Annotated in this window: 15 protein-coding genes; 14 read left to right on the top strand and 1 reads right to left on the bottom strand. The window is 70.7% G+C overall.

Annotation, left to right across the window (positions count from 1 at the left end; translation table 11 throughout):
* The first annotated feature begins 15 nt into the window (after positions 1-15).
* The 11 genes from ITJ56_RS07645 (at position 16) to ITJ56_RS07595 (ending at position 9,161) form a co-directional block, all read left to right on the top strand.
* Complete coding sequence (locus ITJ56_RS07645; RefSeq protein WP_194629316.1) at positions 16-663, top strand: ABC transporter permease; 648 nt, start codon at positions 16-18, stop codon at positions 661-663.
* The gene (locus ITJ56_RS07640) at positions 650-1,921 is read left to right on the top strand and encodes an ATP-binding cassette domain-containing protein (RefSeq protein ID WP_194629314.1); all 1,272 of its coding nucleotides are present in this window, start codon (positions 650-652) and stop codon (positions 1,919-1,921) included. The genes ITJ56_RS07645 and ITJ56_RS07640 overlap by 14 nt, the downstream gene beginning before the upstream one ends.
* Complete coding sequence (locus ITJ56_RS07635) at positions 1,918-2,694, top strand: ABC transporter permease (RefSeq protein ID WP_194629305.1); 777 nt, start codon at positions 1,918-1,920, stop codon at positions 2,692-2,694. Before ITJ56_RS07640 ends, ITJ56_RS07635 begins: the two co-directional genes overlap by 4 nt.
* Positions 2,691-3,698, top strand: coding sequence for a glycine betaine ABC transporter substrate-binding protein (locus tag ITJ56_RS07630; protein WP_194629303.1), 1,008 nt, complete (start codon positions 2,691-2,693; stop codon positions 3,696-3,698). Before ITJ56_RS07635 ends, ITJ56_RS07630 begins: the two co-directional genes overlap by 4 nt.
* A 101-nt stretch (positions 3,699-3,799) precedes the next feature.
* A complete protein-coding gene (locus tag ITJ56_RS07625; protein WP_194629301.1) occupies positions 3,800-3,943 on the top strand; it encodes a hypothetical protein in 144 nt (47 codons plus the stop codon).
* Complete coding sequence (locus ITJ56_RS07620; protein ID WP_194629299.1) at positions 3,940-4,668, top strand: ABC transporter ATP-binding protein; 729 nt, start codon at positions 3,940-3,942, stop codon at positions 4,666-4,668. Before ITJ56_RS07625 ends, ITJ56_RS07620 begins: the two co-directional genes overlap by 4 nt.
* Entirely contained in the window at positions 4,665-5,942 is a 1,278-nt protein-coding gene (locus ITJ56_RS07615; protein WP_194629297.1) for an ABC transporter permease, read from the top strand. The genes ITJ56_RS07620 and ITJ56_RS07615 overlap by 4 nt, the downstream gene beginning before the upstream one ends.
* Before the next feature lie 33 nt (positions 5,943-5,975).
* Complete coding sequence (locus tag ITJ56_RS07610) at positions 5,976-6,503, top strand: GNAT family N-acetyltransferase (RefSeq protein ID WP_194629295.1); 528 nt, start codon at positions 5,976-5,978, stop codon at positions 6,501-6,503.
* 55 nt (positions 6,504-6,558) lie between these two features.
* The gene (locus ITJ56_RS07605) at positions 6,559-7,227 is read left to right on the top strand and encodes a hypothetical protein (protein ID WP_194629293.1); all 669 of its coding nucleotides are present in this window, start codon (positions 6,559-6,561) and stop codon (positions 7,225-7,227) included.
* A 39-nt stretch (positions 7,228-7,266) separates the two neighbouring features.
* Positions 7,267-8,712, top strand: a complete 1,446-nt coding sequence (locus ITJ56_RS07600) for a phytoene desaturase family protein (protein WP_194629292.1) — start codon at positions 7,267-7,269, stop codon at positions 8,710-8,712.
* A 5-nt stretch (positions 8,713-8,717) separates the two neighbouring features.
* Positions 8,718-9,161, top strand: a complete 444-nt coding sequence (locus ITJ56_RS07595; RefSeq protein ID WP_194629290.1) for an SRPBCC family protein — start codon at positions 8,718-8,720, stop codon at positions 9,159-9,161.
* Positions 9,162-9,235: 74 nt separating this feature from the next.
* Here the strand turns inward: ITJ56_RS07595 and ITJ56_RS07590 are convergent, their stop codons facing one another.
* Positions 9,236-10,054 (bottom strand): shikimate 5-dehydrogenase, encoded by an 819-nt coding sequence (locus ITJ56_RS07590; RefSeq protein WP_194629288.1) that lies wholly within the window; start codon positions 10,052-10,054, stop codon positions 9,236-9,238.
* Positions 10,055-10,157: 103 nt separating this feature from the next.
* Between ITJ56_RS07590 and ITJ56_RS07585 the strand changes: the two genes are divergently transcribed.
* The 3 genes from ITJ56_RS07585 (at position 10,158) to ITJ56_RS07575 (ending at position 12,837) form a co-directional block, all read left to right on the top strand.
* Positions 10,158-11,084, top strand: coding sequence for an NADP-dependent oxidoreductase (locus ITJ56_RS07585; RefSeq protein ID WP_228517314.1), 927 nt, complete (start codon positions 10,158-10,160; stop codon positions 11,082-11,084).
* Between the two features lie 117 nt (positions 11,085-11,201).
* Positions 11,202-11,396: a PspC domain-containing protein gene (locus tag ITJ56_RS07580; protein WP_027466823.1), complete on the top strand. Its 195-nt coding sequence runs from the start codon at positions 11,202-11,204 to the stop codon at positions 11,394-11,396.
* 34 nt (positions 11,397-11,430) lie between these two features.
* Positions 11,431-12,837: an L-serine ammonia-lyase gene (locus ITJ56_RS07575; RefSeq protein ID WP_194629280.1), complete on the top strand. Its 1,407-nt coding sequence runs from the start codon at positions 11,431-11,433 to the stop codon at positions 12,835-12,837.
* The last annotated feature ends 38 nt before the right edge of the window (positions 12,838-12,875 follow it).

Below are 12,875 nucleotides of genomic sequence, written 5' to 3'. Positions count from 1 at the left end.
GGGGAGCGCCCACCCGTGTTCCAGTACGTCGTGGAGCGATGGAGCCAGATCTGGTTCGCATCGTGGCAGCACTTCTCACTGGTCGTCCAGTGCGTGGTCCTCGCCACGGTCATCGCCGTGGTGCTCGCCACACTCGTCTACCGCAGCCCCCGCCTGACCTCCGTCGCGAACGGGGTGTCCGCCATCGGCCTCACCCTGCCGTCCTTCGCGGTCATCGGCCTGCTCATCGTCCCGCTCGGCTTCGGGGTCCTGCCGTCGGTCGTCACGGTCGTCTTCTTCGCCGCGCTGCCGATCCTGCGCAACGCGGTCGTCGGTCTCGCCGAGATCCCGCCCACCGTCGTCGAGTCGGCGCGCGGCATCGGGATGAGCCGGTTCCGGACCCTGCTGCAGATCGAACTGCCGATGGCGTGGCCGATCATCCTCAGCGGCGTGCGCGTCTCCGCCCAGATGGTGATGGGGATCGCCGCCATCGCTGCCTACGCGCTCGGCCCCGGGCTCGGCGGCTTCATCTTCTCCGGGCTGTCCCGCCTCGGCGGTGCCAACGCCCTGTCCTCCGTCGTGGTCGGGGTGGTCGGCGTCATCCTGCTGGCCCTCGTCCTCGACCTGCTCCTCATCGGCCTCGGCCGCCTGACCATCTCGAGAGGTATCCGTGTCCAGCACTGACTCCGCCACCACCACCGCGCCCGACGGGGACGTCACCGGACGCAGCATCCTGCTCGACGAGGTCACCAAGCGGTACCCCGGACAGTCGAAGCCCGCGGTCGACGGCATCACGCTCGAGATCCCGGCCGGCAAGATCGTCATGCTCGTCGGCCCGTCCGGCTGCGGCAAGACGACGACCCTCAAGATGATCAACCGCCTGATCGAGCCCACCCAGGGTCGGATCGTCGTCGGTGACGACGACGTCACGGGCATCGACGGCGACGAGCTCCGCCGCCGCATGGGCTACGTGATCCAGGCCGGCGGGCTCTTCCCACACATGACCGTCGCGGCGAACATCGCCATCGTGCCGAAGATGCTCGGCTGGTCGAAGGAGAAGGTCGCGGCGCGCGTCGACGAGCTCCTCGACCTGGTCTCGCTCGATCCCGACACCTACCGCGACCGGTACCCCCGCGAGCTCTCCGGCGGCCAGCAGCAGCGCGTCGGCGTGGCCCGCGCGCTCGCAGCGGACCCGCCGGTCCTGCTCATGGACGAGCCGTTCGGTGCGGTCGACCCGATCACCCGCCAGCGCCTTCAGGACGAGCTCCTGCGCATCCAAGAGGAGTTGCACAAGACGATCGTCATCGTCACGCACGACTTCGACGAGGCCGTGAAGCTCGGCGACTGGATCGTCATCTTCACCGAGGGCGCCCACATCGTGCAGTACGACACCCCCGAGCGGATCCTGGCCGAGCCGGCGAACGAGTTCGTCGAGAACTTCATCGGCTCCGGTGCCGGGCTGAAGCAGCTGACGCTGAACCGCGTGCGCGACGTCGAGGTCGAGTCCGCCGTGACCTGCTCCCCCGGCGAAGAGGTCAAGGCCGTGCTGCAGCGGATGAACGAGGCCGGCGGACACCAGCACGTCGTCGTCGTCGACCATCGCCAGCGCCCGATCGGCTGGCCGTCGCGCCGGCAGCTCGAGCGCCTCGAACGCATCCCCGACGGCGTCGAACCGGGCCTGCCCGTCGTCGGCGAGGGCGCGACCCTCAACGACGCGCTCGACACCATGCTCGTCTCGAGTGCCGGTGCCGCACTCGTCACCGGGCGACGCGACGCCTTCCGCGGGGTCATCACGGTCGAGACCGTGATGGAGGCCATCACCCGATCCCGCGCGGCCGCCGCGAACGAGCAGGCCTACACGCCGGTCGGGACGAACACGAACCCGATCGAGACGATGCCGTCGTCCCCGATGGCCTCCATGCCCACGGGGGAAGACCTGTGAGCGCTGTCGCGGCCGGCCCCGCGGCAGCCGGCCCGGCAACCGGTGCGCGCACCTCGTGGAAGGGTCTGCTGTTCCAGCCGATCGCGATCCTGGTCGTCCTGGCCGGGTTCGCGGTGTGGCTCGCGACGGCCGACCTGACCCCGACCGAGCGCACGACGCTGAACCCGTCGGACATCCTCGACCTGACCGGCCAGCACCTCGTGCTCACGCTGGAGTCGACGATCCTGGTGCTCGTGATCGGCATCCCGCTCGGGGTGCTGCTCACCCGCGGCCCCCTGCGTCGGGCGAGCGTCTACGTGCTCGCCGTCGCCAACTTCGGGCAGGCTGCGCCCGCGGTCGGCCTCATCGTGCTGCTCGCGGCCTGGCTCGGCCTGAACAGCTGGTCCGCGGTCGTCGCTCTCGTGCTCTACGCGATCCTGCCGGTGCTCCGGAACACCATGATCGGCGTGCAGAGCGTCGATGCCCGACTGGTCGAGGCCGGCCGGGGCATGGGCATGAGCGCGTTCAGCGTCCTCATGCGCGTCGAGCTCCCGCTCGCCGTGCCGGTCATGCTCTCCGGTATCCGGACGGCCCTGGTGCTCCTCGTCGGTACGGCCAGCCTCGCCACGTTCGTCGGCGCCGGTGGTCTCGGCCTGCTCATCACCACCGGGGTGAACCTCTTCCTGCCGAAGGTGCTGATCTCCGGTGCGCTCCTGGTCGCCCTGCTCGCCCTCACCATCGACTGGCTCGGCCGCGTGGTCGAGACGGTCGCACGACCGAAGGGACTCAGATGAACCACCGGACCCGCACCCGGGCCGGTGCCGCCGCGTTCCTCGCCGGTGCCACCGCCCTCGTCCTGACCGGCTGCGGCCTGCAGCCCGCGACGTCGTTCGTGCCCGAGGCCGCCCCTGGTTCCATCCAGCGCATCGACGACCTGCCGGCCGACGCCCACATCACCGTCACGTCGAAGAACTTCACCGAGCAGCTCGTGCTCGGAAAGATCGCGGTGCTCGCCGCCAAGGCCGCCGGGTTCGACGTGACCGACGAGACGAACGTGCCCGGCAGCGTCGCGGTCCGTGAGCTGATGACCTCGCACGCCGCCGACTTCACGTACGAGTACACCGGCACCGCCTGGTTGACCTTCATGGGCCACGCCGAGGGGATCCCGGACAAGACCGAGCAGTGGACGGCGGTCAAGAAAGAGGACGCCGGCAACGGGCTGACCTGGCTCGAACCGGCGCCGATGAACAACACGTACGCATTCGCCGTCCGCGACGAGGCCGTCGAGGAACTCGGCGACGTCACGAGCCTGTCCGACGTCACGAAGCTGCCGGTCGACCAGCGCACGTTCTGCGTCGAGTCGGAGTTCAACTCGCGTGCGGACGGCTTCAAGCCGATGCTCGAGAAGTACGGGCTGGAACTCGGCAGCTCGGGCCCGAACGGTGTGCCGAGCAGCAACGTCAGCATCCTCGACACCGGCACGGTCTACACGGCCACCGACCGCGGCAAGTGCAACTTCGGCGAGGTCTTCACCACCGACGGCCGGATCAAGTCGCTCGGCCTGACCGTGCTCGAGGACGACAAGGGGTTCTTCCCCGCCTACAACGTGGCCCCGGTGCTCGACTCGGCGACGCTCAAGGAGTACCCGCAGCTCGAGGGCATCTACAACCGGATCTCGCCGAAGCTCACCGACGCGGTGCTGCAGGAGCTGAACCGTCAGGTCGACGTCGAGGGGCGCGAGCCGGCTGACGTCGCGTTCGACTGGATGGTGAAGGAGGGCTTCATCACGAAGCCCTGACGTCCCGCGGTCGGTTCGCTCACCATCCGTCGGACGGGAGGCGCGGTGCCAGCTGGCGCCGCGCCTCCCGTCCGTCTGTCGTTGCGTCTCAGGCGGCAGCGATGCGCGCAGCCGTGTCGCGGATCGACGCGACGACGCGGGCGCGGACCGGGGTCGAGGTCGATGTCCTGCTCGAGCGCCAGGGACCGAGCCGCCTCGGCGATGCGACGGCGGGTCTCGAGGCGGACACTACGGTGAACCCATGACCACTCCCGTGCTCGAGGCCCGTGACCTCGCCAGGACCTACGGCCGCGGCGCGACGCGGTTCGATGCGCTCAAGGGGGTGTCGCTGGCGGTGCACCCGGGCGAGAGCCTGGCGATCGTCGGCAAGTCGGGCTCCGGCAAGTCGACGCTCATGCACCTGCTCGCGCTGCTCGACAAGCCCTCGGCGGGACAGGTGCTGCTCGACGGCACGGACGCCGCGACGCTCGGTGCACGGCAGGTCAACCGCACCCGGAACAGCACCTTCGGGTTCGTGTTCCAGCAGTTCTTCCTGACACCGAAGACCTCGGTGCTCGACAACGTCGTGCTCCCGCTCAAGATCGCCGGTGTCTCCGGTGCCGAGCGGAAGCGTCGTGGCATGGCGGCGCTCGATGCCCTCGGTCTGGCCGACAAGGCGAAGAACGACGCGAACGACCTGTCCGGCGGGCAGAAGCAGCGGGTCGTCATCGCCCGGGCGCTGGTCGGCGAGCCGAGTGTCATCTTCGCGGACGAACCGACCGGCAACCTCGACACGAACACCGGGCAGGTGGTCGAGGACATGCTGTTCGGGCTGCAGCGCGAGCGGGGGATCACGCTCGTCGTCGTCACCCACGACGAAGAGCTCGCCGCACGCTGCGACCGCAGCGTCAACGTCCGCGACGGTCTGATCGTCGGCGGGAGCGTCGACGCCGTGGACGCGTCGGCCACCCACGGAAGGCACTCCGCATGAACGTCCTCGACCTCCTGCGCACCGCGGTCGGCAACACCTTCCGCTCCAAGCTCCGCACCACGCTGACCGTCATCGCGATCTTCATCGGCGCCTTCACCATCACGCTCACGTCCGCCATCGGCACGGGCGTCAGCAACTACATCGACAGCCAGGTCTCGTCGATCGGCGACGACGGCACCCTGGTCGTCACCAAGGCCGTCGACACCACCTCGACCGACAGCGGCCCGGCGGAGTACGACCCAGACGAGTCCGGCCAGAGCGTCGACCGTGGCCCGGCGTCGTTCTCGTACCTGTCGCAGTCCGACGTCGACGACATCGAGAAGACCGACGGCATCACGAGCCTCCGTCCCGCGGTCGCCCTCGCGCCGAAGTACGCCGAGTACGGCGACCAGGGCAAGTACGTCGTCTCCCTGACCGCCAACGCCGGTGAGCTCGACGCCGACCTGGCGAGCGGCAAGCAGCTCGACGACGAAACCGACGCCAACCAGGTGATGTTGCCGACCGACTACCTGAAGAACTCGGGTCTCGGCAGCGCCTCCGCCGCCGTCGGCAAGGAGCTCACGTTCGCCGTCGACGACTACCAGGGCAAGGAGCACACCCTCACCGCCACGGTCGTCGGTGTGCAGAACGAGTCGCTGTTCGGGAGCGGTGCCGGGGCGAACGCCGCGCTGACCGACGCCATGCAGGCCGCGCAGGAGATCGGCAAGCCCGACTCGATCGCCACGTCGTACGCCAGCGCCACCGCGACGCTCGACGCAGGTGCCTCGGTCGCCACCGTGAAGAAGTCCCTGTCCGACGACGGGTTCCTCGGGCAGACCGTCCAGGACCAGCTCGGCCAGTTCCAGACGGTGATCAGCGGCATCGTCGGGGTGCTGAACGCCTTCGCCGTGATCGCCCTGATCGCGGCCGGCTTCGGCATCATCAACACCCTGCTCATGAGCGTGCAGGAGCGCACCCGCGAGATCGGCCTGATGAAGGCGATGGGCATGGGCGGCGGCAAGGTCTACACGCTGTTCTCGCTCGAGGCCGTGTTCATCGGTTTCCTCGGCAGCGCCATCGGGGCCGGGGCAGCGATCCTGCTCGGCACGGGGATCTCGAACGTGCTGGCCGGCACGCTGCTGCAGGACCTGCCGGGGCTGCAGATCATGCAGTTCGCGCCGGGCTCGGTCGCGACGATCATCCTGGTCGTGATGTTCATCGCGTTCCTGGCGGGTACCCTGCCGGCGCGGCGCGCGGCGCGACAGAACCCGATCGAGGCACTCCGCTACGAGTGACGGCCCCAGGTCGGGGTGCCTAGTGTCAGGACGGTGACGGCATTCGGACGAGACCTCGGCGACGGCTACACGCTGACGCTGCGCGACCTGACGACGGTCGACCCGGTGCTCGAACTCGTGCACGCCAACCTCGACCGGCTGCGCGCCGCAGAGCCCTGGGCGTGGGGCGCGCAGACCCGCGAGGCCATCGCCCTGCACACCGAGCGACTGCTCGGGCAGTTCGCGATGGACCGCGCGCTGCCCTGCGTCATCCGCGCGGGCGACCGGGTGGTCGGGGTGGCGTCGCTGACGTTCGACCCGTACCTGGGGCAGGCATCACTCGGCTACTGGGTGGACGCCGGACAGGAGGGGCGGGGTGTCGCCCGGCGAGCCGCCACCGTCCTGATCGGGGTCGCCCGGGCGCGCGGCGTGGCACGCATGGAGATCCGGACGGCCGTCGACAACGCGCGGAGCCGCAGGCTCGCCGAGCGGCTCGGCTTCGCGCACGAGGGCACCCTGCGCGGGGCCCTGCCCCTCGGCCCGGAGCGCGTCGACGTGGCCGTCTACGGCTTGCTCCTCTGAGCCCTGCCGCCCCCGGTGCAGACGGATCGACACCGGTCGCCGGTATCGTCGGAGCATGGCCTTGTTCGGACGACGCAACCACGACGTGCGCGATCGACCCATCAGCCAGGTCGAACTGAAGCGGGCGGTCGACGAGGGCTTCCTCATCGCGAAGGCCGCCGTCACGATCGCGGTGGCCAACCGCATCATCACGAACGCCCTGCGTGACCAGGGCTACTTCGACCACGCGCTCATCGCCGAGGCCACGCGCCAGGAACTCCACCGCATGGCCGAGGAGCAGCGGGGCGATGCCGCGCGCATGCGTGACATCCGGTCGCGGTCGAGCAAGCAGAAGGGCCGCTCCCGCCACCAGCACGACTACCGGCGGGGCGATGACCTGAAGCTCCGCATGCGCGAGGCCACGTACGAGCAGCTCGCCACGATGCTCGACAAGCGCCGTGACGACCAGCACTTCGTCGACGGCATCGTGCTCGCCGCCCGGGCCCGCGCCTGGGACGACATCGGCACCACCGTCGTCGGACGGCTCGGCTGGGCGCAGCGCCCCGCCGACGGCTACGAGATCGGCCGCGACGACCGGCTGCAGCAGATGCTCGACGAGGACTTCGCGGCGCTGCTGGCCGAGCACCCGGTCGGCTCCACCGCGGCGGACGCCGACGAGCCCGACGACGCCGATGGCGACCAGGACGAGTCCGACCCGGCCGATCCGGACACCTCGCGCGCCTGACCTGGACCACGAACAGTCACGAGTCCCTAGGCTCGGGGCATGGTTGATGCGGTGGTCGTCGGAGCGGGACCGAACGGGCTCGCGGCCGCGGTGACGCTGGCGCGCGCTGGCCTGTCGGTCGAGGTGATGGAACGGAACGACACCATCGGCGGCGGGGCCCGCACCGCAGAACTCACCCTGCCCGGTTTCCTGCACGACGTCTGCTCGGCCGTGCACCCGATGGCCCTGCAGTCCGAGTTCTTCCGGCTGTTCCGGATGGAGGAGCGCATCGAGCTCCGCCTGCCCGAGGTGCAGTACGGCCACCCGCTCGACGGCGGACGGGCCGGCATCGCGTACCGGGACATCGACCGCACGGCCGCCGAGCTCGGCGTGGACGGCCCGGCCTTCAAGCAGCTGATGGCCCCGCTCGCGCGGCACGCCGACCAGGTCGCCGACTTCGCGACCGATGCGCTGCTGCACGTGCCGCGGCATCCCGTCACCGTCCTGCGGTTCGGCCTGCGCGCGCTCGAGCAGGGCACGAGCGCCTGGAACGTGCGCTTCCGCGGGGATGCGGCCCCCGCGATGGTCTCCGGTGTCGCCGCGCACTCCATCCAGCACCTGCCGTCGCTGTCCACCGCCGCTGCGGCCCTCTCGCTCGGCTCCTACGCGCACGCCCGCGGGTGGCCGGTACCGATCGGCGGCAGCCAGGCGATCGTCGATGCGCTCGCCGCAGACCTCGTCGCGCACGGCGGTCGCATCGTCACGGGACACGAGGTCCGGTCCCTCGGTGACCTGACCCCCGCCAAGGCCGTGCTGTTCGACACGAGCGTGCCGGGCATGCTCCGGATCGCCGGCAAGCAGATCCCGACACCGAAGCGCGGTGCGCTCCGGCGCTTCCGGTTCGGCAACGCGGCGGCCAAGGTCGACTTCGCGCTGTCCGACTCGGTGCCGTGGACCAACGAGGACCTGCGTCGAGCGGGCACCGTGCACATCGGTGGCACCCGGGGCGAGATCGCTGCGGCCGAGCACGCCGTCGCGCGCGGCCGGCACGCCGAGCGTCCGTACGTCCTCGGGGCCGAGCCCACCGTGGTCGATCCCACCCGCGCGCCCGAGGGCAAGCACGTGTTCTGGGCGTACGCGCACGTCCCAGCCGGCTCGGACGTCGACCCGACCGAGGCGGTGACGCGGCAGATCGAGCGCTTCGCCCCGGGGTTCCGTGACACGATCCTGTCGTCGAGCTCGCGGACCGCCGTGCAGATGGGCGAGTACAACCCGAACTACGTCGGCGGCGACATCGCCGCCGGAGCCGCGAGCTTCTGGCAGCTCGTGAAGCGCCCCGTCCTGTCCAGCGACCCGTGGCGGATGGGCGGCGGCATGTACCTGTGCTCCGAGTCCTCGGCCCCCGGCCCCGGCGTGCACGGCATGGCCGGCTGGCGCGCCGCCAAGAGCGCACTCCGGCACACCTTCGGGCTGCCGGACGACGTCGACCTCACCCCGGAAGGCTGAACACCATGGCGAAGAACGTCCGCATCCTGCACTGCCGCCCCGAGGACGTCTTCGACGTGCTCGGTGACGGCTGGCTCTACACGACCTGGGTGGTGGGAGCCTCGCGCATGCGCAAGGAGGAGTCCGGCTGGCCGCAGGTCGGCACCCGGCTGCACCACTCGTTCGGTGCGTGGCCGCTGGTCATCGACGACGTCACGACGTCGCTCGTCTGGGAGCCGCCGCACCGCATGGTCATCCAGCCGAAGGGCTGGCCCATCGGCGAGGCCCGCGTCGAGCTGAAGGTCGAACCGCACCGGCACGGCAGCAAGGTCACGATCACCGAGAACGCGGTGGCCGGGCCGGGTTCGTACGTGCCCGACTTCCTCATGCAGCCGCTCATCTGGACCCGCAACCGCGAGACGCTGCGCCGGCTCGAGTGGGTCGCTGTCGGGCGTGCGGCCAACGCCTGAGACGTCCCCGAACACCGGACTGGAGGCGCGGTGCCAGCTGGCGCCGTGCCTCCAGTCGGATTCGTGGCCGGTTCCTACTCCGCGCGACTGAACTCGCTGGCGCGCGCGACCTGGTCGTTCGTCAGGGCGACGCCGGTGTAGCGCTCGAACTGGCGCGCAGCCTGCAGGGCGATGACCTCGGCGCCGGTGATGACGTGCTTGCCGGCGTCACGCCCGGCGCGGACGAGCGGGGTCTGCGACGGGAACGCGACCACGTCGAAGACCGTGTGCGCCGCCTCGATCCGTTCGGGTGCGAAGGCGAGCGCGTCCTGCTGGTCGCCGCGCATGCCGAGCGGTGTGACGTTGACGACGAGGTCGGTCTCCCCCGCCTCGTGTTCGTCGGCGACCCACTCGTACCCGTACTGCGACGCGAGCGCCGGGCCGGTCTGTTCGTTGCGGGCGACGACCGTCAACCGGTCGAAGCCGGCGCCGCGGAACGCTGCTGTGACGGCCTTGGCCATCCCGCCGGAGCCGCGGAGCAGCACGCGCGACGACGGGTCGACCTCGTGTGAGCCGAGCAGCGCGGCGATCGCCTCGTAGTCCGTGTTCGAGGCGGTGAGCACGCCGTCGTCGTTCACGACCGTGTTGACGGACTGGATGGCGGCGGCGGAGTCCTCGATGTGGTCCACGAGCGGCATGATCGCCTCCTTGAAGGGCATCGACACCGAGCAGCCGCGGATGCCGAGCGCCCGGATGCCGGTGACGGCGCCGGGCAGGTCCGTCGTGGTGAACGCCTTGTACAGGAAGTTGAGCCCGAGCTCGTCGTACAGGAAGTTGTGGAACCGGGTGCCGATGTTGCTCGGTCGGGCGGCGAGCGACATGCAGACCTGCATGTCCTTGTTGAGGATGGGCATTGCCCCAGTCTCGCACTGCCGTGCCGATGGAGCGGTCCACGCTGCCGGAGCCGCTGCCGGAGCCGCTGACGGGTGCCGCTGCTCGGGGGTAGCGTCGAACGCGATGCCTGAGATCCCGGAGACCATGCGCGCTGTCCGCTTCGACGAGTGGGGCGATCGCTCCGTGCTGCACGTCGCCGAGGTGCCCGTGCCCGAGGTGTCGCCCGGCCGGGTGCTCGTCCGCGTCCGCGCGGCCGGCATCAACCCCGGCGAGTCCGCCATCCGCCAGGGCCTGGTCGGCGGCGAGGTCCCGTCCGGACAGGGCACGGACTTCGCGGGCATCGTGGTGGCCGTCGGGGCGGAGGTCGACGGCGTCGACGAAGGCGAAGAGGTCATCGGCTGGTCGTGGGACCGCGCGAGCCAGGCCGAGTACGTCTCCGTGCCGGCCGTCCAGGTCGTGCAGAAGCCGCGGCTGCTGGACTGGACCGTCGCCGGCGGACTCGACGTCATCGCGACCACCGCGGCTGCGGCCGTGCGCGCCGTCGACCCGCGGCCCGGCGAGACCGTCGTGGTGTCCGGCGCCGCCGGTGGTGTGGGCGGCTTCGTCACCCAGCTGCTGACGAACGAGGGCATCGACGTCATCGCCATCGCGTCCGAGGCGAACCACGAGTGGCTCCGCTCGAAGCGCGCTCGGCCCGTCGCGTACGGCGAGGGGCTGCAGGAGCGCATCACCGAACTCGCTACCAACGGCATCGACGCCGTCATCGACACTTACGGGCCCGAGTACGTGCGCCTCGGGATCGCGCTGGGGGTGCCGGTCGACCGCATCGAGACGATCATCGCGTTCGAGTACGCGGCCGAGGTCGGGGCGAAGGCCTCCGGCAGCTCGGACACCGCCGACCCGGAGATCCTCGGAGCCCTCGCCCTGCAGGTCGCGAACGGCTCCATCGAGGTGCCGATCGCGGCGACCTACCCGTTCGAGCGTGTGCAGGACGCCTACGAGGAACTCGAGCAGCGGCACACCCGCGGCAAGATCGTTCTCGTCCCGTGACCGCTCGGGGTCGGCTCGGGCCGGCTCGGGCTGGGGGTCGGGTCGGGGGTTTCCCCCACCGTGGCCGGGGTACTGCCCGGATGCCGACCGCCCCCGCGGGTGCGTAGCGTCGTCCCCATGAGCACACTCTCCCGTCCCCGCAACGGTCGCCTCCTCGCCGGTGTCTGCGCCGGTCTCGCCGACCGGTTCAACCTGTCCCGCACCCTGGTCCGGGTCGTCTGGGTGATCCTGAGCTTCTTCCCCGGCCCCCTGTGGATCGCGTACGTCGTCCTGTGGTTCGTGATGCCCCCCGAGGGTGGCCGTCGGCGCTGACCGCAGACCCGTCCGGACGGGTTAGTGTGGCGGCGTGCCGGTCTCCGTGTTCGATCTGTTCAGCGTCGGTGTCGGCCCCTCGAGTTCGCACACCGTCGGGCCGATGCGGGCCGGTGCCGAGTTCGCCGCACTCGTCCGCGATCTGCCGGTCGCCTCGGTGGTGGTCGACCTGTACGGGTCGCTCGCGTCGACGGGGCACGGTCACGGAACCCTCGGTGCCGTCGTCGCCGGACTCATGGGGGCGCACCCCGAGACCGTCGACCCGGACGCCATGGCCGCGGCGCTCGACGACCTGGAGCGTGACGGCGTCCTGCGGCTCGACGGCGGTGCGAGCGTGCCCTTCCGGCTCGCCGACATCGTCCTGCACCCCCTGACGATGCTGCCGCGGCACCCGAACGCGATGCGGCTCCGCGCCAGCGACGCCGACGGAACCGACCTGGTCGACGAGACGTACTACTCGGTCGGTGGGGGGTTCATCGCGCGCGACGAGAAGGCTGCACCCGCAGCGGACGCGGCCGCCGCCGTCGCCGGGGCCGCCATCCCGGTGGACGACGCCGTGCCGTACCCGTTCTCGAGCGGGGCCGAACTGCTCGCCGCCTGCGCCCGTTCAGGGCTGCCGATCAGCGGGATCGCGCTGGCGAACGAAGCCGTCGACCGCTCGGTCACCGACGTCCGGTCCGGACTGCTCGGGATCCACGCCGTGATGGAGTCCTGCGTCGAACGCTCCGTGCGGCGCACCGGCTGCCTGCCCGGTGGCCTCTCCGTCCGTCGTCGAGCCGCGAGCTGGCACGAGCAGCTCAGCCGTGATGACCCCGACCACGATCCACTGTTCGCGATGGAGTGGGTGAACCTCGTCGCCATGGCGGTGAACGAGGAGAACGCCACCGGTGGCCGTGTCGTCACCGCGCCGACGAACGGCGCCGCGGGCATCATCCCCGCGGTCCTGTACTACGCGCTCACCTACGTGCCCACGGTCTCCGTCTCCTCCGCGGCGGAACGGGACGCCGCCGTCGCGCGGTTCCTGCTCACCGCCGGGGCGATCGGGTCGATCTACAAGGAACGCGCGTCCATCTCCGGTGCCGAGGTCGGCTGCCAGGGCGAGGTCGGTTCGGCGGCGTCGATGGCCGCCGCCGGTCTCGCCGAGGTGCTCGGCGGCACGCCGGAACAGGTCGAGAACGCCGCCGAGATCGCGATGGAGCACAACCTCGGACTGACGTGCGACCCCATCGGCGGCCTGGTGCAGATCCCGTGCATCGAGCGGAACGCGATCGCGGCGAACAAGGCCATCAACGCCGCTCGGATGGCGCTGCGCGGCGACGGCGTGCACCACGTCTCGCTCGACCAGGTCGTGGAGACGATGCGGCAGACCGGCGCGGACATGTCCACCAAGTACAAGGAGACCGCGATGGGCGGGCTTGCGGTGAACGTCCCGCTCTGCTGACGGAGTTCGTGCCGCGTCGCCCGGCCTGGAGTCGCGCT

The organism is Curtobacterium sp. VKM Ac-1376, from assembly GCF_015351025.1.
Taxonomy (GTDB): Bacteria; Actinomycetota; Actinomycetes; order Actinomycetales; family Microbacteriaceae; genus Curtobacterium.
Note: the sequence above shows the minus strand (reverse complement) of the source record. Positions and strands in the feature narration are given on the sequence as shown.